At 50.3% G+C, this 24,151-nt stretch carries 26 protein-coding genes; 11 read left to right on the forward strand and 15 right to left on the reverse strand.

Features of this window, described 5'->3' with window-relative positions; all coding sequences use genetic code 11:
* The first annotated feature begins 32 nt into the window (after positions 1 to 32).
* Positions 33 to 368: a DUF5665 domain-containing protein gene (locus Q3F21_RS04895; RefSeq protein ID WP_340250347.1), complete on the forward strand. Its 336-nt coding sequence runs from the start codon at positions 33 to 35 to the stop codon at positions 366 to 368.
* A gap of 69 nt (positions 369 to 437) precedes the next feature.
* Here Q3F21_RS04895 and Q3F21_RS04900 read toward each other — a convergent pair whose 3' ends face one another.
* From Q3F21_RS04900 to Q3F21_RS04910, 3 genes are all read right to left on the reverse strand, one after another.
* Positions 438 to 1,793 (reverse strand): hypothetical protein, encoded by a 1,356-nt coding sequence (locus Q3F21_RS04900; protein WP_340250348.1) that lies wholly within the window; start codon positions 1,791 to 1,793, stop codon positions 438 to 440.
* Between the two features lie 140 nt (positions 1,794 to 1,933).
* Entirely contained in the window at positions 1,934 to 2,206 is a 273-nt protein-coding gene (locus tag Q3F21_RS04905) for a hypothetical protein (RefSeq protein WP_340250349.1), read from the reverse strand.
* 10 nt (positions 2,207 to 2,216) lie between these two features.
* Positions 2,217 to 2,543, reverse strand: a complete 327-nt coding sequence (locus tag Q3F21_RS04910; RefSeq protein WP_340250350.1) for a YlaH-like family protein — start codon at positions 2,541 to 2,543, stop codon at positions 2,217 to 2,219.
* Between the two features lie 317 nt (positions 2,544 to 2,860).
* On the opposite strand from Q3F21_RS04910, the gene Q3F21_RS04915 reads away from it, so the two are divergent.
* The 4 genes from Q3F21_RS04915 (at position 2,861) to Q3F21_RS04930 (ending at position 6,633) form a co-directional block, all read left to right on the forward strand.
* Positions 2,861 to 3,094 (forward strand): hypothetical protein, encoded by a 234-nt coding sequence (locus Q3F21_RS04915; protein WP_340250351.1) that lies wholly within the window; start codon positions 2,861 to 2,863, stop codon positions 3,092 to 3,094.
* Between the two features lie 75 nt (positions 3,095 to 3,169).
* Positions 3,170 to 3,646, forward strand: a complete 477-nt coding sequence (locus tag Q3F21_RS04920) for a glutathione peroxidase (RefSeq protein ID WP_340250352.1) — start codon at positions 3,170 to 3,172, stop codon at positions 3,644 to 3,646.
* 308 nt (positions 3,647 to 3,954) lie between these two features.
* Positions 3,955 to 5,067 (forward strand): amidase domain-containing protein, encoded by a 1,113-nt coding sequence (locus tag Q3F21_RS04925; RefSeq protein ID WP_340250353.1) that lies wholly within the window; start codon positions 3,955 to 3,957, stop codon positions 5,065 to 5,067.
* Positions 5,068 to 5,145: 78 nt separating this feature from the next.
* Positions 5,146 to 6,633, forward strand: coding sequence for an oligosaccharide flippase family protein (locus tag Q3F21_RS04930; protein ID WP_340250354.1), 1,488 nt, complete (start codon positions 5,146 to 5,148; stop codon positions 6,631 to 6,633).
* Positions 6,634 to 6,718: 85 nt separating this feature from the next.
* On the opposite strand, the gene typA is transcribed toward Q3F21_RS04930, so the two are convergent.
* Complete coding sequence (gene typA / locus Q3F21_RS04935) at positions 6,719 to 8,551, reverse strand: translational GTPase TypA (protein ID WP_340250355.1); 1,833 nt, start codon at positions 8,549 to 8,551, stop codon at positions 6,719 to 6,721.
* 138 nt (positions 8,552 to 8,689) lie between these two features.
* On the opposite strand from typA, the gene Q3F21_RS04940 reads away from it, so the two are divergent.
* Positions 8,690 to 9,298 carry a YhcN/YlaJ family sporulation lipoprotein gene (locus Q3F21_RS04940; RefSeq protein ID WP_340250356.1) on the forward strand — a complete coding sequence of 203 codons (609 nt, stop codon included), beginning with the start codon at positions 8,690 to 8,692 and terminating at the stop codon, positions 9,296 to 9,298.
* 68 nt (positions 9,299 to 9,366) lie between these two features.
* Here Q3F21_RS04940 and speD read toward each other — a convergent pair whose 3' ends face one another.
* The 4 genes from speD to Q3F21_RS04960 all read right to left on the reverse strand — a co-directional run bounded on the left by speD (position 9,367) and on the right by Q3F21_RS04960 (position 12,350).
* A complete protein-coding gene (speD, locus tag Q3F21_RS04945; protein ID WP_340250357.1) occupies positions 9,367 to 9,771 on the reverse strand; it encodes an adenosylmethionine decarboxylase in 405 nt (134 codons plus the stop codon).
* Between the two features lie 247 nt (positions 9,772 to 10,018).
* Entirely contained in the window at positions 10,019 to 10,615 is a 597-nt protein-coding gene (locus Q3F21_RS04950; RefSeq protein WP_340250358.1) for a hypothetical protein, read from the reverse strand.
* Between the two features lie 337 nt (positions 10,616 to 10,952).
* On the reverse strand, positions 10,953 to 11,465 hold the full coding sequence (locus tag Q3F21_RS04955) for a DUF4446 family protein (RefSeq protein ID WP_340250359.1): 513 nt from the start codon (positions 11,463 to 11,465) through the stop codon (positions 10,953 to 10,955).
* 285 nt (positions 11,466 to 11,750) lie between these two features.
* The gene (locus Q3F21_RS04960; RefSeq protein ID WP_340250360.1) at positions 11,751 to 12,350 is read right to left on the reverse strand and encodes a hypothetical protein; all 600 of its coding nucleotides are present in this window, start codon (positions 12,348 to 12,350) and stop codon (positions 11,751 to 11,753) included.
* Between the two features lie 221 nt (positions 12,351 to 12,571).
* Between Q3F21_RS04960 and Q3F21_RS04965 the strand changes: the two genes are divergently transcribed.
* The gene (locus Q3F21_RS04965) at positions 12,572 to 13,225 is read left to right on the forward strand and encodes a YktB family protein (protein ID WP_340250441.1); all 654 of its coding nucleotides are present in this window, start codon (positions 12,572 to 12,574) and stop codon (positions 13,223 to 13,225) included.
* A 117-nt stretch (positions 13,226 to 13,342) separates the two neighbouring features.
* Here Q3F21_RS04965 and Q3F21_RS04970 read toward each other — a convergent pair whose 3' ends face one another.
* Complete coding sequence (locus tag Q3F21_RS04970; protein WP_340250361.1) at positions 13,343 to 14,311, reverse strand: NAD(P)H-dependent flavin oxidoreductase; 969 nt, start codon at positions 14,309 to 14,311, stop codon at positions 13,343 to 13,345.
* A gap of 158 nt (positions 14,312 to 14,469) precedes the next feature.
* Here Q3F21_RS04970 and Q3F21_RS04975 point away from each other — a divergent pair, with 158 nt between their 5' ends.
* Both Q3F21_RS04975 and Q3F21_RS04980 read left to right on the forward strand, forming a co-directional pair.
* Positions 14,470 to 15,942: an aminotransferase class I/II-fold pyridoxal phosphate-dependent enzyme gene (locus Q3F21_RS04975; protein ID WP_340250362.1), complete on the forward strand. Its 1,473-nt coding sequence runs from the start codon at positions 14,470 to 14,472 to the stop codon at positions 15,940 to 15,942.
* Between the two features lie 144 nt (positions 15,943 to 16,086).
* Positions 16,087 to 18,129, forward strand: coding sequence for a dihydroorotate dehydrogenase (locus Q3F21_RS04980; protein WP_340250363.1), 2,043 nt, complete (start codon positions 16,087 to 16,089; stop codon positions 18,127 to 18,129).
* Between the two features lie 86 nt (positions 18,130 to 18,215).
* Here Q3F21_RS04980 and Q3F21_RS04985 read toward each other — a convergent pair whose 3' ends face one another.
* From Q3F21_RS04985 to Q3F21_RS05005, 5 genes are all read right to left on the reverse strand, one after another.
* Positions 18,216 to 20,339: a hypothetical protein gene (locus tag Q3F21_RS04985; protein ID WP_340250364.1), complete on the reverse strand. Its 2,124-nt coding sequence runs from the start codon at positions 20,337 to 20,339 to the stop codon at positions 18,216 to 18,218.
* Between the two features lie 118 nt (positions 20,340 to 20,457).
* Positions 20,458 to 20,583 (reverse strand): GapA-binding peptide SR1P, encoded by a 126-nt coding sequence (locus tag Q3F21_RS04990; protein ID WP_340250365.1) that lies wholly within the window; start codon positions 20,581 to 20,583, stop codon positions 20,458 to 20,460.
* 163 nt (positions 20,584 to 20,746) lie between these two features.
* Positions 20,747 to 21,553: an alpha/beta hydrolase gene (locus Q3F21_RS04995; protein WP_340250366.1), complete on the reverse strand. Its 807-nt coding sequence runs from the start codon at positions 21,551 to 21,553 to the stop codon at positions 20,747 to 20,749.
* A 127-nt stretch (positions 21,554 to 21,680) separates the two neighbouring features.
* A complete protein-coding gene (locus Q3F21_RS05000; protein ID WP_340250367.1) occupies positions 21,681 to 21,980 on the reverse strand; it encodes a DUF3055 domain-containing protein in 300 nt (99 codons plus the stop codon).
* A 125-nt stretch (positions 21,981 to 22,105) separates the two neighbouring features.
* A complete protein-coding gene (locus Q3F21_RS05005; RefSeq protein WP_340250368.1) occupies positions 22,106 to 22,630 on the reverse strand; it encodes a MarR family winged helix-turn-helix transcriptional regulator in 525 nt (174 codons plus the stop codon).
* A gap of 189 nt (positions 22,631 to 22,819) precedes the next feature.
* Here Q3F21_RS05005 and Q3F21_RS05010 point away from each other — a divergent pair, with 189 nt between their 5' ends.
* Positions 22,820 to 23,248, forward strand: coding sequence for a DUF1885 family protein (locus Q3F21_RS05010; RefSeq protein ID WP_340250369.1), 429 nt, complete (start codon positions 22,820 to 22,822; stop codon positions 23,246 to 23,248).
* The gene (locus Q3F21_RS05015; protein WP_425341212.1) at positions 23,249 to 23,701 is read left to right on the forward strand and encodes a glucosaminidase domain-containing protein; all 453 of its coding nucleotides are present in this window, start codon (positions 23,249 to 23,251) and stop codon (positions 23,699 to 23,701) included.
* A gap of 51 nt (positions 23,702 to 23,752) precedes the next feature.
* Here Q3F21_RS05015 and Q3F21_RS05020 read toward each other — a convergent pair whose 3' ends face one another.
* Positions 23,753 to 24,115: a DUF4912 domain-containing protein gene (locus Q3F21_RS05020; RefSeq protein WP_340250370.1), complete on the reverse strand. Its 363-nt coding sequence runs from the start codon at positions 24,113 to 24,115 to the stop codon at positions 23,753 to 23,755.
* Positions 24,116 to 24,151 lie beyond the last annotated feature (36 nt).

The raw sequence follows: 24,151 nt of genomic DNA on the forward strand, positions 1-24,151 counted from the left end.
GTAAGCCTACAAAAGACAGGAGGAGAAACCAGATGTCGCAAACACCTACAGACCGCCTGTTGTCAAAGATTGACCAGCTCCTCGACGAAATTCAGGAGGCGCGAAAGCTCAATGAGCGAATGGACAAAATTGCTATGTTCCTGGAGGATATCCGCCTGGCAGATGTCATTCAAAATTATACAGCCCCGCGCAAGCTGCTTTGGATCAATTTCCTTGCAGGTCTGGCACGGGGCCTGGGACTGACCATCGGAACAGCCATCGTTCTGGCTATACTCGGTTCCATCCTGAGCAAATTCCTCTCGATTCCGATCATTGGCGACTATATCAGCCAACTGATGGATTACGTAACCACCTACCGTCAGCCGTAGTCAAATTCAACGAAGTCCGGTTGGCTCAAGACAGTCCTCACCGCCGCGACTACGCATCAAAATAGCGCTTTAGTCGTCGTCGCGATCGTCATCATCGTCGTCATTGTCTTGGCCATGCTTTTTCCAATAGCCATAAGCATTTCCGTTTGGATGTTTTTTGTCTTTGTCTTTTTCTTTCTTGTTCTGCTCTTTTTCATTCTTGTCCCCGTTCACCGGAGTTCCATGAGGAATGTCCGCCTGTGCCGCGACTTTGCCGTCCACGACTACCTCCAAATGAACAGATTTGGCACTGTAAGAGCGGTTTTTGTAGGAGAGCTCGACTTCAAATTCCCCGTCGTCGTCCACTTTTACCTCGTGCTTTTTACCGTCCGGAGCGATTACATAGAGCTTTGCCTTTTTGTTCTTGGCCACGCCCGTCACTTTGCCTTCTACTTCAATTTCCTTATCCTTGGCGTCGAGTTTGGCCTTTCCTGTAATCGTGTACGCAGCAGGTTTCGGCGTTTCAGGCTTGGTCGGTTTATCCGGTTTGTTGACAACGAGCAGATCCACGGATTCCGAATCGACCTTTTTGCCATCCTTGAATACCTCGACGAGCACTTTCCCTTTGTCAGCTTCCACATCCTTCAGCGTGACAGAGTAGGACCCGGTACCATCCCACAGCTTTTTCACGCCGCCGCCTTTATTCTCGCCATCGTAGGTCACGACTACTTTTCCTTCTTCAAGGTTTACAATCCCGTTTACTTTCAGCTCGCCCTTCTTGCTGTCCAAAACAGCCGTAGTATGAATGAGAACATCGGAATCTACGACGGTTCCCGCGTTGATTCGCACCTCGCGAGTCTCGACCAGCTTGTCGTTGACGTAAGCTTTGACTGTAGCGTATTGCGGAGTCGCACTCACTGCTGCTGCAAAGCTGACCGTGAAGGTGTCATTGGCGGAAGGCACGACTTCGATGCTGTCGCCATTTGGCTTAACCACGACAACTTTGGTTACTTCGTCCGTCACTTCCCCCTTCAGGTAAGTCGTACTTTCCTTTGTCTCCGGGGTTAGGCTGACAAAGCCTTGGTCTGTTTCGTTAAAGCGCACTTCGAGGTAAATGTCAGAATAGTACTCATTGTAAATCCGGTTCCATTCTGCTTCATTTTGCTCAATGTACGTTTGCATTTTTACATCGAGATTCAGTTTGTCCACAACAATGTACAAATGATCCGCTTGCGTTTTCAACAAGAGATTCAGTGTAGCCGGGTCGTTTGCAGCCAGCTCTTTCAAATTGTAGCGAGTCACTTGCTTGCCTTCCTCATTCATGACAACCTTGATCGCACTGCTGCTTCCGGAAGTACTGGCATTGGCCAGCAGTGGCGTTACGCCTCCAATGATCGTAGCGGCAGCCACAACTGCCAGCACGGGCCTGGTCATGTATTTCTTCATCGATGCAATTCCCCTTTCCATGTTTTCCCTCAATGCCCTGGGCAAATTTACTGACGGGAGCAATCACGGAAAGGTTGCAGAAATAAAAAATAGGGCCCCTTGTCCTGATTGGGACGGAGCCTTTTTCCCTATGTAAAACGTCATTCGTTATAGCGCGGTTCCATCTCGATCGCGCGCAGGAGCGACTCGGCTTCCTCGCGATCAAATCGCCGCTCAAACCTCTCTTGGTTAAACAGGACCGACACCACGTAGCTGTCTTCTACTACCTGATAGGCCAGGCCGCTTCCCTGGTAGTCCTCCCTGATCATTTCCTCAAAAAATGCCGCTGTATCGGCAGCCGAGCGATCATCTGGGCGAGCATCCGCAACGAGCCTGATCTGCAACCAATTGGCCAATGCATCCTCACGCTTCACGCGTTTTCCCTCACTTTCTGCTGCTTCCTTCCGGCTTGATTCGCACCTTTACGATCACCAGGATGGCAATCGCTACGAGCAACGCGCTTTTCACGGGAAGCTGCACATCCAGGATGCCGAAAATCAGCGCCCCGACAAAAAGCGATACGTAAAGCAGAACTGTCTTCAATATAGGCATTCGCACACGTGTGGCAAATCCTAAATAGTAGACAAGTATCAATTGTACAAAAATGATCCAGACCCGGTTATGGTCAGCCCACATCCGAAAGCTTTCATAAGCCGACAGCTCCCCTGTGGATGAAGGAGCATAGGTAGAAGCAAACTCAAACCATTCCATCATTAACCCTCCTGCCCGGCGGCTGTGCCGCTTTGGTGAAGCTCTCGCCAGTACGCGATCTCTTCCCCGTTTTCTCTCTCGTTTAGCATCCGGCGTTCCACACGGCCGGTTATATGGAATTGCCTTTATGTTGATCTGGATTCAGCATACAACGCGGATTTTTCGCTCGCGCTTCCAGATACATTCCCATCCTTATCACTTTATCAGTTGCGCTGGAACCTGTCAAAATACGGCGGATACGAACAAAGAGCTGACATGCATTCTCGTCCTGGTTTTTTCATACCTTCAGTAGAAAGAAGCGGTCGGGAGGGATCAGCTTGAAGCACGCACAGGTACAGGCAAGCCTGCACTTTTTGCAGGAGCGCTTCGACTATTCGGTCATGCACGACTCTCGCAGAAAAAGCGGCAACGGAGAGATCCGCACAATCATTGCCCAAAACCCGGAGGGAGTGGTACGCATTCTGCAAAGCACAGCGCGGAAAGGGACGGAATCGGTTCAGCAGATCATCTTGTCGGAAGTGGAGATGACGATTGTCAAACAGTTGCTTTAGCCGACAAGCTGGAAATCATCACCTGGGACATGGTATAGTGGACGGGATCACAACTCTTTGAAAGAGGTGGAATCCTTGCGTATTTACGATATTCCGGTCACTACCATTGCGAATGAGGAAACGACGCTGGCCAAGTATAAAGGCAACCTTTTCTTGATCGTCAACACTGCCAGTGCTTGCGGTCTGACTCCACAGTATAAAGGACTCCAGGAACTATATGAACGCTATCGCGACAGCGGTTTGGTCGTGCTCGGTTTTCCCTGCAATCAATTCGGCGCTCAAGAGCCTGGGACCGAGGAAGAAATTTCAGCCTTTTGTGACCGAAATTACGGCGTAACCTTCCCCCTGTTTGCCAAGATCGAAGTAAACGGCCCGAACGCTCATCCTCTGTACAAGTATTTGAAGGATCATGCCCCGAACGAGGAGAATCAGGAAATCGAATGGAATTTTGCCAAATTTCTGGTCGACCGCGAAGGCAATGTCGTCAAACGCTTCCATCCTCAGGTGAAGCCGGAAGAATTGGCCGGGGTGATCGAACAGTATCTCAAATAAAGAAGCAGTTACAGCAACCACGGGAACATGATTCCCGTGGTTTTTTGTGCCAACGGTTGGCAGTCGGCGCGATTCGTGCAGTCGTTTGACAGAACCTTCCACAAATAACCGACTCCACTGGTTCGGAAACAGGCTTGCAACGACCATTTCAACAATCCCTCGTATCCTGATGCCATGACCAGGCGGGAAGCTGTTCCGAATATGAGACAAAACATACAATTTATCCACGATGAATTTCAGGGAAATGGGAACAATATATCGGAATGCCAGCAAAAACATTGTATTGAGAGCCGTGGGAGGAAACGTCCTTGAAAAGGTTTTGGCAGCTACTATTTCTCTTTTCCTCGTTCTTGCTTATCCATAACCGAGCTTTCGCCCAGGATGACCAGACAGAAGAAGTGAAGCGGTTTCTCCATCAGTTGTACAACGCCCGCATTCAACTGCTCGTGGATCAACAGCATGAACATGTGCAACCCTTTTACCTGCCTGCCAACAAATTGAGCAGGCTATCCTTTGAGCATGAAAAGAATAGAGCGGTTTACATTAATGATTGGGCGAAAGCAAGGAACGTAAAGTTCGTGCATTCGTCCGGCGAGATTCGGATTATCCGGGTAAGACAAAATGGCAATACCGCCCGCGTATCCCTTGTTCACTCTCTTCAGCTTACCTATCGGTATCCAACGCAAGAGCTGCATTCCATGGGTATTGGCACGAGGCACGTCTTAACCTTGAAAAAACAAGACGGCAAATGGCATGTTCTGAAGGAATGGTACCTTGACCCTCTTAACGAGAACTCCAGTCTTATTCCTGCTTCCAAGCCCCTGCAGCTCGTTCAGCAGGATGACACGGAGTATCTTGCCTTGTCCAGCCAAAGTCGACGGCAAAAATACAACCGGGCCAAAGCCGTGCAATACGCAGAAAAATACGCGGGTCTCGCCAACAAGCCGGGACGCAGCCAGCGATACAACCAAAAATATATCGACTACACGTACCAAGGCGGAGACTGCACCAATTTTACATCCCAGGTCCTCGGCGACAAGGAGGAGGGCGGCGGCCTTCCGATGAAGCATGGATGGAGATACAAATACAATCAAGGCGGTACCGTTGCCTGGGTACGCACCGATTCTTTCAAGAATTTTTTAATTCACAGCGGTTACGGAACGTTGATTGCCCGCGGGGCCTACGATGAGGTGGCAAAGCCGACGAAGAAATTTCCTCAATCCGCATTAGCCTTATTGCAGCCGGGGGATGTCATCGGTTATGAAATGAACGGTGATGTTGACCACTTTTCAGTGGTAACGGCTCGGGATATCAAAAGATATGTATTGGTGAATTCTCATACAGCCGACCGATACCATGTTCCATGGGATTTGGGGTGGGATAAAAATACCAAGTTCCTTTTATTTCGAATCCGGGATTAGTGTGTCGGCAGCCAGCACATAGTTGTCCGCCCTCTTTCATAAAATGGTGAAAAAAGCCGGGAAAAAGAGGGCGTTTCCATGTATTCACCTCCCATTTTAAAAGATTTCCTGCTAAGGTCCGGTTCGCTGAGCGCGGTAAAACTGATCGGGGCATTGGGCCGCATGCTCTTGCTTCGGATTCTGGGTTCAGAGGGCATCGGATTATACCAGATGGCCTATACGTTCTACGGTTTATTGATAACAGTGGTAACGGGCGGATTTGCTTCGGCCTTGTCGCTTGCGACCGCCAAAAATACGGAGGCCGGAAAGCAGTTATTCCATTTCTCCCTCGTTATTTTGGTCGTTCTCGGAAGCGCCTTGGGATTGCTGACCTATCTTTTTGCTCCGCAAATCGCCGACCTGTTTGGCGACTCCGAACTGGTCAGGCCCATTCAACTGTGTACACCAGCGATTCTGATCGTTCCGGTGCTGAGTCTGATGAGGGGGTTTCTACAGGGACTTCAGCACTATGGATACATTGCTTTATCTGAATTGATCGAACAGACCGTCCGTGTATTTGCCATGGTATTGCTGGCAGGCTTTCTCATCCAGAAGGAGCTTTCGGAAGCTGTAGGGGGAGTGATTTTCGGAGCCGTTATCGGGGCCTTCTGCGCTTTTTTATTTTTACTAGTTCCATTACTCTCCTCTTCTTCAAAAAAACAGTTCCAACAGACGGTCCCTCCCTCTCTGTCCGTCTTTTTCATGTCGTCCTTGGCCATCATGGGTACTCGAATCATTTTGCCCGCTGCAGAATTTATCGAATCCTTGCTCGTTCCAAATCGACTTGTCCACGCAGGCTTTTCCGTGCAAGAAGCGACCAAAATATACGGAGAATTTTTTGGAATGGCAGTGTCAATTGTGTTTGTCCCTACATTCATCATTGGTTCGCTCTGCCATATTATACTGCCCAGACTCACGATCGCCTGGGATACACTTGACACTGCCGGTTTTATGAACAAGGTGAAGATTGCCTTTCTTGCTGCTCTGCTGTGGGGAGGGGCGGCCTCCTTTTTTTTGGCAACTTACTCCGAGACGATCTCTGTTCTCATCGTCGGAGATGGCTCGCTGGCCGTCAGCATTCAGTACCTGTCACTGGCCTCGCTTTTGGCCAGTATGAGGGACCTTTCGACAACGATTCTCTGGACGATGGATGAAAAGAAAAAGCCGCTGATCGGACTTATATTGGCGACAATCGTATCGAGCATTCTTAATTTTTATTTGATTGGAATAAGCGGGTTCAGCATTGCCGGAGTCGCCATCGGCATCCTGAGCTTTGAGCTCACATCGCTCACGTTCAATATCCTCAGTTTGAAACCGATGGTCAGACTGGGCAAATTCGTGCGGTTCATTTTCAAAGAAACGTTCATCTACGCAATATTCCTTGCCTGTATGCATCTTGTGGCCACATTTGTGCACACGCAGCTCATTTCATGGAATTCTCCGTTTGTCCAACAGCTCGTCATGGGCGGCACCTTTCTCGTCTTATTGCCGTTGTACCTGTACGGCCATTTTATTTCAAGACGGTAACATATATGGTAAAAGAAAGAAGCGGGTTAGGATCAAGTCCCAGCCCGCTTCTTTGTGTGGCCTTGATCAGAACGATCCGCCCGATTTAAGCCTGGATATATCGTTTTTGTTTTTCATATCGCTCGCGCTCCGACTTGGTCAGGTACTTTTTGCGCAAGCGAACAGATTGAGGAGTAACCTCGCACAACTCGTCGTCGTTCAAGTACTCTAGCGCCTCCTCCAAAGTCAGCAAACGAGGCGTTTTCATTTTGACCGTGTCGTCCTTCGTAGCAGAACGAACGTTGGTTGCATGTTTTTCCTTGCAGACGTTCACGGTCAAATCGTTGTCGCGGTTGTGCTCTCCAACGATCATGCCCTCGTACACTTCGGTCCCCGGCTGGATAAACATGATCCCGCGGTCTTCTACTGACATGAGGCCGTAGGTGGTAGCTGTTCCTGTTTCGTTGGAAATGAGCACGCCGGCATGCCGTCCGCCGACGCTGCCCGCTACGAGCGGACGGTAGCTGTCGAAGGAGTGGTTCATGATTCCGTAACCGCGCGTGATGGTCAAAAACTCTGTCCGGTAACCGATCAGCCCCCGGGACGGAATAATAAACTCCAGACGGACCTGGCCGAAGCCGTTATTAATCATGTTCACCATTTCAGCTTTGCGTTGGCCAAGTGTCTCCATGACGGCACCCGTGTATTCTTCCGGCACGTCAATGATCAGCCGCTCGGCAGGCTCCATCTTTTGCCCGTCGATTTCTCGCACAATAACTTCTGGCTTGGATACACCCAGCTCAAAGCCCTCACGGCGCATGTTCTCGACAAGAATGGAGAGATGAAGCTCCCCGCGGCCAGATACGATAAACGCGTCTGGAGAATCCGTTTCGTCTACGCGAAGCGATACGTCCGTCTCCAGCTCGGCCATCAGGCGGTCACGCAATTTGCGGGATGTGACGTGCTTGCCTTCGCGTCCTGCAAATGGGCTGTTGTTGACGAGGAATGTCATTTGCAGGGTCGGTTCATCGATTTTGAGAAGCGGCAGCGGGTCCGGATGATCGGTATGGCAAACAGTCTCCCCTACGTTAATGTCCTCCAGACCTGCGAGGGCGACGATATCGCCAGCTTTGGCGGTTTTTTGCTCAACACGCTGCAAGCCGGAGAAACCAAACAGCTTTTGCACCCTCATCCGCTTGATCGAACCGTCCCGTTTCACCAGTGCGACGGTGTCGTTTACGTTGAGCACGCCGCGGTAAATACGGCCGATCCCGATCCGTCCCAGGAAGTCATTGTAGTCCAGCATCGTCACTTGCATTTGCAATGGTTCCCCGGAGTTGGCTTCCGGAGCTGGAATGTGCTCTACGATCGTGTCAAACAGCGGGCGCAGGTTTCCTTCCAGTTTGTCCGGCTCCATGCCCGCGATCCCTTGCAGGCCGGATGCATATACAATCGGGAACTCCAGCTGATCCTCGGTTGCGTCGAGATCAATAAAGAGGTCGTAAACTTCGTTGATGACTTCCTGCGGTCTCGCATTATCACGGTCCACTTTATTGACCACGACGATCGGCGTTACTTTTGCTTCCAGCGCTTTTTTCAGAACAAAGCGAGTCTGCGGCATGCACCCTTCAAAAGCATCGACGATGAGCAAAACGCCGTCCACCATACTCATGATCCGCTCTACCTCTCCGCCAAAGTCGGCGTGCCCAGGGGTATCGAGAATGTTGATGGTGTACTCGTTGTACTTTACAGAAGTGGTCTTTGCCAAAATCGTAATTCCGCGCTCCCGCTCCAGATCGTTGGAGTCCATCATCCGCTCTTCAACCTGCTGGTTGCTGCGGAATGTACCGGATTGAATCAACAGTTTGTCCACCAATGTCGTTTTGCCATGGTCGACGTGGGCAATAATTGCGATGTTGCGTATGTCAAGACGCTTCATGTAAACCTCCTCTAGTATGCGTACTTTCCATATTAACAGGTTGGGAAAATCGGCACAATGGGGTGTTTTAACATCCAACCCCTTCCTGAGTATCGAGTGTGGAGCGTGCTCATACTAACCGAAGGAGGTGGCACCCCAATGAATAAATGGGCGTATTCTCTTGTTGGCGTAATGGTTCTGGCAGCCGTGTCAGGCTGCGCTAATGCAGGTACGGATCAAAATAAAGGTACCCAAACAAACAATCTGGCATATCAGCGTCCCGCTGCCCTGCAAAACAATGCGCAGCCAAACAACGGCACCGCGAACAACTACGGTGCCAACAATTATCAAAACGGCTTTCAAGCCCAAGGATTTAACCGAGATGTCGCAGAGCGTTTGGCGAGATCTGCAGACAATGTTCCCGGCGTAGAAGGAGCAACAGCAGCCGTGTACGGGAACGATTGCATTATCGGCGTTAGAACCCGTTTTGGCGCTCAAGATATGCAGCAAAGGCAAGTCATCGAACGTCAGGTTCACTCTGCTGCGCGGGCTGCCGCACCCAATCTTAACATCCGCGTCACCTCAGATGACAACATGTTCAGCAGGGTTCAAAACATCCGCAACACCGTCACGAACGGCCTGACGAACACCACGAACACCCTAACCTCCGGTCCCAATACGGTAGCCGGAAATCTGGCAAACGCCGCTAACGATTTTACCGTTTTGCTGCGTGACGTCGGTCGTACGGTTACCGCGCCGTTCCGTTAAATCCGGGCGGATTTTCGACACAAAAGAGGTGCGGACATATTTCCGCACCTCTTGGCTTTTTCCAAACGTTACTTGCTTGCCACCTGTGCCGGATTCATTTCCGGTTCAACCACTTGCAGTTCGCCTGTACCGCGAACCAGTTTCTTCGCGAATACTTTTTCCGGTTGCAATACAGAAACCAGGTAATCAATGGCAACTTGCGGGTCTACGGTTTCACCGCAGGTGTAGCAATCCAGAGCCGCAAATCCGCGCTCCGGGTAGGTATGAATAGACAGATGGCTTTCCGAGAGAAGAACCAGAACGGTAGCCCCTTGAGGAGAAAACTGCTTGGCCTGCACACTCAAAACAGTGGCGCCACAGCTTTCAGCTGCTTCAATCATTTCCTTCTTCAAAAATTCTGCGTCGTTCAACAAGTCAAACTGAACTCCCCATGTGTCAACGGCAACGTGTCTTCCGAAAGTCGAGTATTCCATCTTTCGGTTCCCCCTTCCTAGCAAGTGTAATGTTAAACATCGCTAGGACCTGCGTCATTCACTAACGGGGGCGGTTTCCCTCTTGTTATCCACCCTTTAAAGTGAATCCTGGTTCCTAATCCTGTTTCCAACGAAAACAAACATACCATGCTTCGGCCTAGTTGACAATACCTTTTACAAAAGAAAAACGTGGAAAACAAAAAACGGGCGCGGATGCACCCATTTCATGTGGAAAAATGTGATTTTGTCAGGCTTCCAGTTCAAACAAACGACTCGACAGCTCGCACAAACGAATGTCGATCATGCCAAGCTTTTCCGGGGCGGCATGCTTTGCCCAGTTGCGCAAGTCCAGCCATCTATCCGTCTCTTGCCGGATCGAGTCTATCTCGCACTCGCTTCCCATTTGCCGGAACAACTCTTCCAGTTCCTTTGCCGCATGAGGAGCGGTATTTTCAAAAATGGACACTTTTTCGTCGCCGGATACCTCCTGGATGCTTACAACAGAGCCGTCGTCATAGTGATAGACGACTGTAAATCCGTCGTAAATCCGATGGACAATCCCGTGGCCTCGAAACGTTTTCATTGCTTTCCGCATAGCGTTTGCCAGATGCATGTCTCTAATGAGGTAGGAGCTTTCACAGGAATACCGGTTGCCCAAGCGGTGGAATGTCAATTGAATCGCACCGCTCTTGTCCGTCAACAAAACGTCGCGATCGCCGTTTTTGCAAATTTTCACTTCGACAGAAATGTGTTCATTGGTGAAGAGAGAGACGAATCGGTTCAACTCTTCTTCGTTCATCGTAAAATAGGCCTTGGCGTAATTAGTTGCTAAACGCTGTGCCATAAATATCTCCTCAATTCTGTTGGTTTACCTGGATCGTTGGGACGATAACGGTTGCCAAATGAGGAGATACGCTAGGTGTCAACGAAGGAACGTTGTAGAACCTGGCCTTGCCCCGCGAATCGAAAATCGATTTGGGTATTGAAGGCGGATCACCTACTTTTCGTATTTAAAGCCAACCTTGACTCCTTTATTATACTACAGCGGCGAAAAAAAGTCTTGAGTGAAAAGCGGATGAATTTTCGCAAAAAAGCCGAATATCGGTTGAATTTTATCCTGACACAAAAAGAACTCACCGATTCTGCCGGATACTTGCTAATTTCTCCGTTTTATCTACGAATCAGGAAGGGGTTCCAGCCATTTGATTCATTGCTTTTCTGATCGCTGTCTGTTCTTCCTCCGACAAGTGATAAGGCGAGTTGCCTTGTTCAATTGGCTTTGCGTAGACACGGGACTCCATTCGGCTGAAGATGCTGGTAACGACTACGCCATTTTGGGAATCGTCTATGATGGCCAGGGAAAAGCTGAGGTCATTGCCGATGTCTTCGAAAGCGTTGTAGCGGACAATCCCGACATTTCCGCACTGTCCGGCAATGCGCTGGGACAAGCGATTCAGCAAAAACTGCTGGTCCGCTTGCCGTTTCTTTACATCATCCAGCTCGTCGAAGAGGCGATGCATCCCCTCCTCCAGATTGGCTCCGTTCGTGCCGCTCAACAATCGATTCAACGATTTGCGAAGACGGTTGATCCGAATCGACTGCATGATCAGGAGCAAAAACAGCAAGAGGATGACTGCGAGAACAGTCAAAAGCAAGAATGGCGTGTTTTCAGCGAGCGATAGGAGATCTTCCATGTAACATTTTCTTCCTTTCTGGTGGCGCAAGGGGGCCAAAAATCCTACTCTATTGTACATCCGTTGCCTGTGCCAATTCAAATGAAAAGAGGGACATTCGGATAAATGATTTGGCGCAAGCGAAAACCAAAAAAAGCGACACTCTCGATTTGAGATGCCGCTATTTCATTCCCTATTCACGTGTGCAACTTTCATCGCCTTTGCTCTTTCCTCCACTCATGCATGCACGCATGCTTTCGAGTAATCGCCCCGCAGCCCTTACATACACTTCTTTACCGTCATGCCTTACGCTTCCAACAGCAGCATTTCCCTGCGGAGCTGCTTCAGTCGTTCGGTCGATCTGCGAATTTGGGCCTTATCCTTGGCATGCAAAGCATCGTACAGAGTAGCCAGCTCATAATCCAATTCCAATCGCAAAACCGGTATGCGTTCCTCTGCGTCGCGTCGTTTTAGAGCGGCAATCACCTGATCCATGGTTACACTGCAAGCTTTTTCGTAGATCACTTTTTTCTCAGCTCCTTTTATCTCCACGATTCTGACGGCTTCTCCATACCGAATGTGCTTCACGAGCAGCCCGCTGCCATGGAACATTTTCACGATCACATGTCCTTTCGCCCTCTGGATAAAACGGTAAAGAACAAGGGCGATCCGGGTGTCGCTGACGGAACAATCGGGCTGTTGCCATTTGTAAACACCGTTGACTCGTTGAAGCCTCCATTCAGATGTACCGTCCTGGGTACAGACTAGCAAGAGAAATTGTTCCTTGTCTTCCTTCCATGTGACGGTTGCTCCTGCATTCACCAGAAGCTGCAGCATCGCATGCAAGGTTTCCCGGTCAAACCAGACAGACAGATTGCAGTACTCCAGTTCATTCCCGTCTTGCATCGGATCCCTCCCATTCACAGAATACTCAGTAAATAATGCTGCTTACGGGAGTGAGTGGTATATCATATTATTCTGCTTTTGCTTTTGCTATTCGTTTCGCTACATGTTTTTTCCTGGTATCTTATGTTATTATATGGGGGATTCTGAGCTCCTTTGACAAAGAGATCCGCCCGTTTCCACGCGGGCTCAAAATACGCATCGTCTGACGAGAGGTGGCAATGATGACAATATCTTTTACCGGTTTTGATCAAAACGATTTTGATGTGTTTGCCATTGATGGCCTGGATGCCAGAATGGAGGGAATCAAAAGCCTGATCCGCCCCAAACTAGAGCTGCTTGGACAGCATTTCTCCCCGTCTCTGTCTATGGCTACCGGCGAAGAAATGTTTTACCACGTGGCCAAGCATGCACGCAGAACAGTGAATCCTCCGAACGATACATGGGTAGCCTGGGCTGGCGACAAACGGGGATACAAGAAGCACCCTCATTTTCAAGCTGGCTTGTGGGGGACTCATCTGTTTGTCTGGTATGCCGTGATTTACGAATCTCCCTTCAAGGAGGAGATCGGCCTTGCCATGAAGGAACACCTGGAGGAAATTCTCGATACGGTGCCTGACGACTTTCGCTGGTCGCCCGATCACATGCAGCCGCAAAGCACGCCTCAAGCGGTCCTGGGACGAGATGGTGTCCTGCAGCTGATCGACAGGCTGCAGCGCGTGAAAAAAGCAGAGATTCTGTGCGGCATCAATATAGACCGCCATGATCCTGTACTTGCGGATGGAGATAAACTGCTCAAACGACTGGAGGCTGCGTTTGCCATCCTGACCAAGCTGTATAATTTGAGCAAGCTGCGTGCGACTGGGCTCGCTCGCTGAGGAGTTAGTTTAGGTATATGCAGAAGAACAGGTCCGCTTTCTTTCGAAAAGCGGTTTCCTGTTCTTTTGCTTTTCCGACACATAATCCGGCGCAGCCGGGAACACTAGAAGAAACCACTAGGAACGACCTGCACTTTTGTTCAGAAGAGTCAGCTTTTCTTCCGCTTCTTGAAACATTCGGTCAAACAATTCTTGAACGCTCGGGACATCTTCGATCAATCCGATTACTTGTCCAGCCCATCCGAAGCCTTCCTGCTCGTTTCCTTTGTGGATAAACAAGCGGTTTCGCTCGCCGCTGATATACGGCTTCAATTGCTCATAGCCGAAGCCTTTTGCTTCCATTTCCAATATGTGCTCGGAACCCGGCGTTCTGACTACCCTCGCAGGGGCCCCCAATGTCCGTTTGATCACCCTGGTGTCATGCTCCGTCCCTTTTATCAAGGCATTCTTGTAGGCGGGATGCGCGTGGATGCACTCTTTTGTCGCGATAAAGCGCGTCCCCATTTCCACGCCATCGGCCCCCAAAGCGAGAGCTGCCAGGATGCCTCGGCCGTCTCCGATTCCGCCGCTGGCAAGCACCGGGATACGGACGGAATCGACAACGCGGGGGATGAGGACAAACGTGCCGATGTCATCTCTTCCCAAGTGTCCGCCCCCCTCCTGCCCTACTGCCATGACGGCATCCGCCCCAATCGATTCGGCCTTTTGCGCTTGGCGGACGGAGCCGACCAGCACAAGCTTTTTCACATGGAGGCCTTCTGTTCTGCGGATCAGCGGCTCGGGGTTTCCTCCAGTGACGGAAATAACCGGGACCCCCTCTTCCAATGCCGTATCCAGCATGTGTTCATATGGCCGCCCATGCTGTCCTATGGCAAAATTCACGCCAAACGGCTTATCGGTAAGGGATTTGGTTTTCTGAATTTCTTCCCGCAACGCTTCCGGTGAGGGAAGAGACATGGCTGTTACCTGCCCCAGACCGCCGGCATTGGAGACGGCAGCTGCCAGCTCGGCATAAGCCAGGTAAGCCAGCCCGCCTTGCACGACCGGATATTCGATTTGCAGCAGCTCTGTCACTCTTGTTTTCATAGGCTTCACCTCTCTCACTCACTTCTCGGCAGGAGAAGTGAACTCCTGCCGCCAATGACAATTATCCAAAAAATGAACTTGCTTTCCCCACCCTTTTTGCTATACTCAATTTGTTTGTTTTTTACCCTTTTACTCTTTTTGCAAAGTGAGGCGATCGTATGAGACAAATGAGTACTCCTCTATTCAGCGGGTTGTTGGAGCACGCCCGAAGGAATCCTATTCAATTTCACATCCCTGGTCATAAAAAGGGCATGGGCATGCACCCGACATTCCGAGAATTTATCGGAGACAACGCTCTCTCGATTGACCTCATCAACATTGCGCCTCTGGATGATTTGCACCACCCCAAGGCAATGATCAAAGAAGCGCAGGATCTGGCTGCCGAAGCCTTCGGAGCGGACCATACCTTTTTTTCCGTTCAGGGAACGAGCGGCGCCATCATGGCGATGATCATGGCTACTTGCAACCCGGGTGACAAAATTATCGTCCCGCGAAACGTTCATAAATCAGTCATGGCAGCCATTATCTTTGCCGGGGCAACGCCTATTTTTATCCATCCTGTTATGGACGAACGTTTGGGTATATCCCACGGGATTACTGTAAAAGCGGTTCAAAAAGCGTTGGAGCAGCATCCCGATGCGGCAGCTCTCCTCGTCATCAACCCGACTTATTTTGGCTTTGCGGGAGACCTTAGGGAAATCGTGCGTACGGCACACAACTACGAGATTCCCGTCCTGGTGGATGAAGCGCACGGTGTCCATATTCACTTTCACGAAGATCTGCCGATTTCCGCGATGCAGGCAGGCGCCGATATGGCAGCGACCAGCGTGCACAAGCTGGGGGGATCGTTGACCCAGACTTCTATCCTGAATGTCCGGGAAGGACTGGTCGATGTCGATCGGGTAAAGACCGTCATGAGCATGCTCACAACGACGTCGACCTCATACATCTTGCTCGCCTCGCTGGACATGGCCCGCCAGCACTTGGCCGTCAACGGCAGGATGATGGTAGAGCAAGCGATGCAGATGGCAAATAGAGCGAGGGAACTGATTAACGAAATCCCGCGGATTCACTGCATCGGTCGGGAGATTCTCGGCACGCCCGCAACCTTTGCCATGGACCCGACCAAGCTGTTGATTCACGTTCGGGATTTGGGCATAACCGGCTGGGAAGTGGAGAACTGGCTCCGCTCGAAGTACAACATCGAAGTCGAAATGAGCGATTTATACAATGTCCTCTGCTTTGTGACAGCTGGCGACACGGAGGAATCGATTCTCACCCTGGTAAGTGCGCTGCGTGAGCTTTCGGTGGAGTTCGCTCACGTGCAGGCGGACGAAAAGCCGACCATTTCGCTGCCGAAAATACCTGTCCTGTCCATGACTCCCCGCGATGCCTTCTACGCCGAGACAGAGACGGTCTCCCTGGTAGAAGCGGCCGGACGAGTGATCACGGAGTTTATCATGGTTTACCCGCCCGGCATTCCGATCTTTTTGCCCGGCGAAGTCATTACGGAGGATAACATCTCCTACATCAAGGAGAACATTCGCGTCGGCCTCCCTGTTCAAGGACCAGAGGACGAGACATTGAAAACAGTCAAGGTCGTAAAACGTCAGACGGCCATTTCTGGATGACGACAAAATGATAAACAGCCGGCTCTTCACGAGTCGGTTTTTTTCTTGACGAAAAGGCCGGGCATGCTCGGCCAAATTAAGTTTTGCGCAGATTTCTTATCTGCTATGATAAAGAAAAGTGGAAATCGTTGGAGGAAACCGTTTATGCCGGATTGGTCGTATCATACGATGTTTCGTCCACTGTTGTTCAGACTGCCTGCCGAACAGGCTCGCCGCTTGACATTGAATGCAATCGGTACGCTGGCAAAATGTCCGGGCGGCCCCTTTCTGATCCAAATGATGGGACATATGGAGCCACCCGCCGAGCTTTCAAGCCAGCATTGGGGCATCTCCTTTCCTGCTCCGCTCGGTCTGGGCGCCGGACTTGACCCGGACACTCGGGCATTGTGCGCCCTTTCACAATTTGGCTTTGGCTATGTAGAGCTGGGCCCTGTTACCCGCGACCCAGTGGATGACTTTGGAAACATCGAGCGGCTGCTGCCAGATGAGACCATATCGTACCTCTCTCCGCTGGCAAACAGGGGCATCAAGCAGCTGGTCAAGCAGCTTGAGCGCTGCGGGCGTCTCTCGCTTCCATTGGCTTGCCGGCTGTCATTCGCGCCCGGGTCCTCTCCTCGTGAAGCTGCCCGGGAGCGCTTGGAAATGATTGAACGGCTGTCGCCTTACTGCCGCTTTTTTACGCTCGATACGCGTCAGCAAACATGGGAAAACGAGTGGGATGAGGATGAATGGGAGATACATCTTGCCATGCTCGCAGAGGCAACAGACGTGCCTCTCCTTCTCGTTCTCACACCGGATCTGTCCCAGGACATGTCTGAGCATTTGCTTTTGCCAGCGCTACGTGCGGGAATAGCCGGGGTAATGGTTGCCGGTGGAATCGCTGCGTCCGCTGCTTGTGACAGGGCTTCCGGATCGATGCCGATGGACACAGAAAAGGAACGGGAGAACGAGCTGGCTACAGGACGATTGACAGGTGGAATGACGAAGCATGCGAGCCTTCAGATGGTTCAGTGGATTCGGAAAAAGCACCCTGAACTGGTCATTATCGGATCAGGCGGCGTCATCGAGCCAGGAGATGCTCTTGACTTCTATCAAGCAGGTGCCGACTTCGTACAGCTGCACAGCGGACTTGTTTATTCCGGTCCGGGTCTGCCAAAGCGGATTAATGAAGCTGTTTGGCAAAAAAACCATTCTCTTCACACAGGAAAAGCGCCCATTGACAGGCACTCTTTCCAATCGAACACATCTACCGGCCCGAGCACTCAATCGCCCAGAAGATTCTTCGGATGGTTCCCTGGCCTGCTCCTGGGGAGTGGCATGGTGGCTGGGGGACTGCTCGCACTTCTGGTAGCCTTGACCAGTGTTGTCCTCCCCTATGATGAAGCCTTCCTGGGCATGAAGGCATCCGAGCTACAAGCTTTAAATCCGCAAATCCTTCCGTTCATGTCCCATGACCGGGTCAGTCTGGCCGGAACGATGATCTCTATTGGCGTCATTTACTGCCAATTATGCCGGTTTGGCCTTCGGCAAAAGCTTCATTGGGCAAAGCAGGTCTTGCTCGTTTCGGGCGTTATTGGCTTTCTCAGTTTCTTTCTGTACATTGGCTACGGCTATTTTGACATCCTGCACGCCGTCTTATCTCTGTTGCTGTTCCCGTTTTTCCTACTCGCTGTAAAACAGCCAGCGAACAATCAGCTCGCCCCGTTGCCTGCGCAAGTAAAAAATGACCGGGACTGGCGCCGATCCCTCTGGGGACAATTTTTCTTCGTCATCATCGGTTGCGGGTTGGCCGGAGCGGGACTGATTATCTCGATCATCGGCATTACCAACGTATTTGTCCCGCAGGATCTGGTATTTTTATGTGCGAGCCCTGAGGTTTTGCAGACGTATAATGAGAAGCTGATCCCCGTGATCGCCCATGATCGGGCCGGATTTGGCGGTGCGCTGTTTTCTGTTGGCATTGCGGTGCTGCTGATCAGCTTATGGGGATTTCGGCAGGGAGAGTCCTGGGTCTGGTGGACGCTGTTTCTGGGAGGTTTGCCTGGATTCGCGGCTGGGATCGGCATTCATCTCGCAGTAGGGTACACGGACTCTCTACATTTACTCCCTGCGTACGCGGCCGTCCTTCTCTTTTTAACGGCATTGATGATGACGTACCCTTACTTTTGTCTGAGGAAAACTGACTAGAAAACGAGCGAGCTTCTCTATGGGTGGAGGCCCCTCCAAAAAAACAGGCGTTGAGGCACTTATCCTCAACGCCTGTTTTTTATACATTAGTTAAACACGCGAATGACTACTGTGTCATAGTCTGAATCGTTCAGCATGTTCAGGAATAATTTGTAGTCGTCAAATGCAACCTCGATAGGGAGACGCTGCTCTTTGCTTGTACCAGTATTGAATACGAAGTACATTTTATCAAGGTCATGGCTGGCAATGATTTTCAGGAAGGTATTGTCATCCAATGCCTTCATGAAGTTGTAATCTTTGTAATCTCCCGGAATTTCTCCGCCGTTGTCGTCATCGTCGTCGTCATCTCGCGGGCTGGCAAATTCAGCGGTGTACACGGCTGGAGTAGAGTCTCTGTTATCAATCCAGACCAGTCTGTTGCCGCCCATGCGCGGCTGCTCAATTCTGGCATCCTTCGACCAAATTTCATCCATGTAGGAGTCTCTGTCTATATCGTATAACTGAAAGTAGTAATCATTGTCCCTTTTGGATTCTCGATTATCCGAGAAGAACACAACGTCTCTCGAGGCTTGCGGCTCGATCTGGTCTTTTTCTGTCCAGCGAACTGCCAAGTTTGTTCTCTCCCGATCAATGTCGTAATAGTACAAATCATACGATCTGGTGTCATCGGAGTACTCGCTCCAGACGACAAACTCGTCGCCAAGACTAGCTCCTTTCAGTTCAACGTCCATGCGGATTTCCTCGTCGCGTCCGCGTTTGATATCGTAAAGATAAACGGAGCCATGACGGGAGCCTTCATCTTGGACCCACATAGCGTAGTTTTCATTTACATCTACGGAAAGCGGTTCATCATTGAGTGTTTCGATCCTTTCGGAATCGCCTGTGGAGAGGTCTGTCAAAGTAATGTCGTAACGACGGCCTTGGTTGACCCACAGAAGATTTTTTCCTTCCAGTTCATACAGTTCGCTGTGAGGCGAATCGTTTTTATCCACGGCTCTTTCCAGTTTGCCGGTTCGGATATTGTACACCATCAGCGTTTTGTCAACTTCGTCATACCACACTACGTATGGACTGCTGACAAGCGGACGGCTCGCCTCGGAATCCGCTTTGCTGATGACCTTGCTTGTCCTTTTATTCAAGTCGTACAGTACAACGCTGGATGATCTCTTGGACTCGTTTATGTAGACCACGTATCTGTCATCCCCGTCTGGCTGCGTAGGCTCTCCCGAGGTTCCGCCAATTTGTACAAGATCCTCTTCATCTGTGTCATAAATATAGATCGTCAGATTATCGTTACGATCCTGTTTGGCGAAAATAACATAGTCGCCCGCCATTCGAGGCTGCAATCGCTTAGAAACGCCCTTGGCGATTTGCTTGGCGTTTTTCGGTCTGTTTACACTGCCAAAGTATAACGCTTCCTCTTCGTCGTTAAAATAGATGAAGTCGTTATTATAGATTTGCGGCATGACCTCATCGGCGGAATCACTCGTCAGCTGTTTATCCCTCGACCGCCCAATTTCATGCAGATAAATATCGACATCTCGGCCAGCGTCACTCTCATAGACGATTTGATCACCATAGATAGACGGATTGGTCTGATTCCCCGACTCTTCAACAGCTGGGTATTCGCGCCCCTTGCTGATGTCGTAATAATAAATATCGGCATTTTTGTTTCTGGTGTCTTCCCAAGCGACATAAGAGCCTGTCACGGTCGGACTGCTTGCTCGGCCGCTGGTGGACACACGCTTTTCTGTTCCCGCCTTGATATCGTAGAGATAAATATTGCCGTCCTTCTGATCCGCCCATGCGATCATATTGTCTGCAATATCCAACTCTGATGGTTGGGCATCCCCATCTGTAATCCGGGTTTCTTTTTTCCGGTCAATATCATAGAGGTAGATGTCTTCTCCACCATGCCGGTCGTCAATCCAGGCGACGTATTTTCCGTCCACTACCGGACTTTTCTTTTCGGATGACTTATTCCCAATTTTGATTTCGGATTGATCATCAATATCGTAAAGGGTAACAGTGCTTTCTCCCTTTACCACCCAAACCGCATATTCGGTAGAAATGTCAAATCCTGTGCGGGCAATAAAAGGCTGACTTGCGTCGACTCGGGTTTCACTCGCGGCGAAAGCCGATGTACCGCCCCAGAGGGAAGACGTCAGCAAGACAGCCGCCATCAGTCCCCGGATGCGTCCTCGCTTCATGAAACAATTCCTCCTCTTACAACTATTTTCTCTCTTTACTATTATCCTTCATCCGCCAATCATTGTCAAAAAAAAACAGACGCTTTCGACAAGCGCCTGTGTTCTATCTATTTTTGCCCTAGTTCTGTTTCATCGTTTCCTCGTGCTTGCAATCGCCAGTGCACTTGCCATACAGCGTCTTGACCTGATTGCTCTCAAAATGTTCAATAATCGACTCACAGCTTTGGCAAACAATCGTTCCCATTTTGCTCAAACCCCTCCGACCTTCATAGTGCTGACGTACAAGCCATTCACGCAATGTTACATTCAGCAAGAAAGTGATGCTCAATCATGTTCGCAACTCTATATTATTACGTCACAATAAGGGGTGTCAATCGAAAAATACACATTTTATCTTTATTAGTATGTCACATTACCAATCCGTGCTGCTTCATCCATTCTGCGATACAGCAAAGCACTTCATCCCGTTCCGGCTCATTCAGCAGTTCGTGACGCATTCCAGGGAACCGGCGGAATGTCGCATCTACTGGCAGGTCTGCCGCAAATCGTTCTACTGCATCCGCGTCGACAAGCATATCATCCCCGGCCTGCAGCACAAGCGTCGGCACCGTAACACGCTCGCGTTCTTCCCACGCTTCCCCCATAGCCCGTTGCAGTTCCTGGTACCAGTGCACACTCGCTTTCGGATACTGCCATGGATCAGTGATGTAAGACTTTTGCACCATTGGATCGCGGGAAACCATCTCAGGCTTTATTCCACTCGCCATCCGCAGCGTCGGCCAGCTCTTGTCCAACCAATCAGCCAGCCGAGCCTTCCAGCGGGGAACCGGTATTTTTAGCTGGAGGCATGGAGAAGTGAGGATCGCCCCGCCCAATTGTTCCCGCCTCTCAAAGCGCTCGATGAAACGGACTGCAACAAGGCCGCCCATGCTGTGCCCAAAGACAAACACAGGGTATTTTTGACCAGCCCTTTGCAAGGCTGTCTCAACCCAGGCTTCAACGGCATCCAGGTACTGTGAAAAGCTTTCGATATGACCCTTTCTCCCCGGAGACCTGCCCCAGCCAGGCAAATCTCCACTCACTACTTCTACCCCGTGTCGATTCAACTCCTCGGCAACATGCTGATATCTCCCATGATGCTCGCCTGTGCCGTGAATCAGCACCATCGCGGCCCTAGGCTTTTCTACCGACCAAGTGTGGGAAAACCAATTCATTCCTCTTCCTCCTTTCTCTCAAGAATAGCACGTTTCTCACGCGAGTCTATGGACAACCGCTCTCGCCAGGCGGAGGGGACTTATCCGGTCGCAAAAAAAAGAGCAGAAGCGAACTTCTGCTCATTCGTTAATACTGGTTTTCTTCAAATGGCAACGATGGCAAATGCTCCTGGAAAAAGTGGGAGAGCATTTTTGCTTCATCTGAACAATCCAAGCGGAAGATTTTCTTCAGGTACTCCGGGTTGACGGCATCCTCCGAACCGAGAAGGGTAGATTGCCCAGTCTGCATACAGATGACCAGCGGCTTTCCGTAAAACTTGTTCGTATAGACGATTCCGAAGTCGTGTCGAGTCCGTTCTGTGACAAAACCAAAAAAACGTACATTCGCATTCTCGGCGACGTCGTACAAATGGTCATAGCGTTCCATCAGCAATCCCTCCTCCAAGTATGATCATCCGAAACATTTTTGAAATATTCGGATTCTTTATTAGTTTATCATACCCTCCGCTCATTTTCCAGTTTACATTTTATCCCGCCAAAAATTGGGCATCGCTAAATAATCATCGACTGCCGATTGGGTACCCTGTCTTCTCCTTCCTGAATCCACCGGACTTTTTCCGAGCCGTGCAAAGACTGCGCGACAAAGGACAGACATTCGAAGAAGAGTTCGACTACAGCGGTACTGTACCTCTCTTCCAGCTTCTCCAACGCATAGGTAAGACGGAAGATCGAAGGGACTCTCTGTCTGCTGGTCTCGATCACTTCCCTGCCCTTTCGCGTCGGATACACATGGACAACCCGGCCATCCAGCTCGGATTTTTCAATAGCGACCATTTCCTTTTCCACCAGCTTTTTAATGTGGATCACGATGGACGATGGATGCCAGAAGGTCCATTCCGCGATCTGGGTTACTCGCACGCCTTCGTAGCAGTAAATGATCCAGAGAATATTCAATTGTACGGAGGAGTCCAGCTCCGCCTCCTTTGCTGCCCTCTCCCAATCTTCCTTGTTGACCACATCTATGGCTCGCATCGTATTCAAGGCTTCATAGACATTTCGAACGGAAACCTCCTGCATAGTCTCTTCCCTCCAGAATCCATTTGTCATTCTCTAAAGCTGTAACGCACTACAAAATGGTATATACATTTTACACTTTTCTGAAAAAACTCGCAATTGTTTTCCCTCTGACAATGATTCATTGCCAAAGAGTGGCAGGAATGCTACACTTAACGCAGGAGATTCCCGGGACTAGGAGTGAATGCAAACGTGAATCTGCAGTCGGCCTACATATATTTGGTGGATGGCTCTACAGCCGCTGAAGCTTCTTTGGATGAAGTCAAAGCAAAATTGCTGCATTACGTCGACATGACCAAAAAAACCGGTGAACAACTCGGCTGGACTTATGCCGATGCCGCTTTCCCTTATGTCATCGATGAACGTCCTGAAGGCAAGGATTCATGGCTGCTGCTTCGCGGCAAAGATCCGAGCACGTACAAGGCGATTATCATCGGAGTTGGCAAACGAGAGAAAAATGGTAAAGAACATTCTTACATTCAGGTATCCCTGCCGGACTCTGCAACACACGGAGACAAGAGCAAGGCAAATGAATTTTGCCGCTACCTCGCCCGCCATTTTAAAGCAGAACTGCACCTGTTTAACAATCGCATCCAATATTTCCAGCCGCGCAAGCCGTAGATGTCTGGAAAAGCAGCAGCCGGTATTCGCCGGCTGTTTTCTATTGTCCTCCCTCTCTTTTCCCCTTGCTTTTGCCCTCTCCTTCTTGCCCCAAATACAGCCCTTTCTTTAAAGGGGGGAAAAGCTTTCCCTTCGGCGTACAAACGGGTCATTCTCGCCCCGCCTCCCGCCGAAGCCGCACAGGATCTGCAAAAAGCGGGGTATGCCACGGACCCGGCGTACGCTGACAAATTGACCAACCTGATTCGCACCTACAACTTGACGCAGTACGATCAGGTAGCGCCCAAGGAGAAGAGGGTTCCCGAGTGGAAGCAGGAGCTTGGTCTGCGCGCTCTAAAGGAAGGGCTGATCACTTCCCCGGAGTGGCTGGGAAAGCTGGATGTGCCGATGCCTGTCTGGGCTGTATTCGCTGTCGCTCTGCTCCTTTTGGATAAAAAGAGAAACATGCCTTAGCGTGCAAAAAAGGCTCTCCCAAAGGAGAGCCTTGCCTTATGCGTACGTTGATCAAATCAATTGAGATCGCGACAGCGAGTAAAATCTGCCATCAACCATCCGGATCCCCAGGTCAACACAGTACTGCAGTCCCTGCGTGACGCCATAAAGAATCCATTCTGAAGACCGGTGGTTAATATCAAAGTCTGTATACAGATCTGTGCCGTCATTACGAATCTCGTTGCGGTCCGTCACATCGAAGAGGCGGAGTACAAATGGCAGTTCGGCAAATGGAATCGCAAATTTGCGCTCCACTTCCTGCTCAAACTCTTTTGTCATTTGCCATTCGGCCAAGATCGAATGCTCATCTTTCCAGGCAATGGTTATACTCGGGCCGTCAATGTCGGTGGATGACCGCGGGGGATTTGTCTCCATTCGCTCCCATCGTTCCTTTCTCTCATGTACTTGCTT

Source organism: Brevibacillus borstelensis (assembly GCF_037834415.1).
In the GTDB taxonomy this organism is placed as follows: domain Bacteria; phylum Bacillota; class Bacilli; order Brevibacillales; family Brevibacillaceae; genus Brevibacillus; species Brevibacillus borstelensis_A.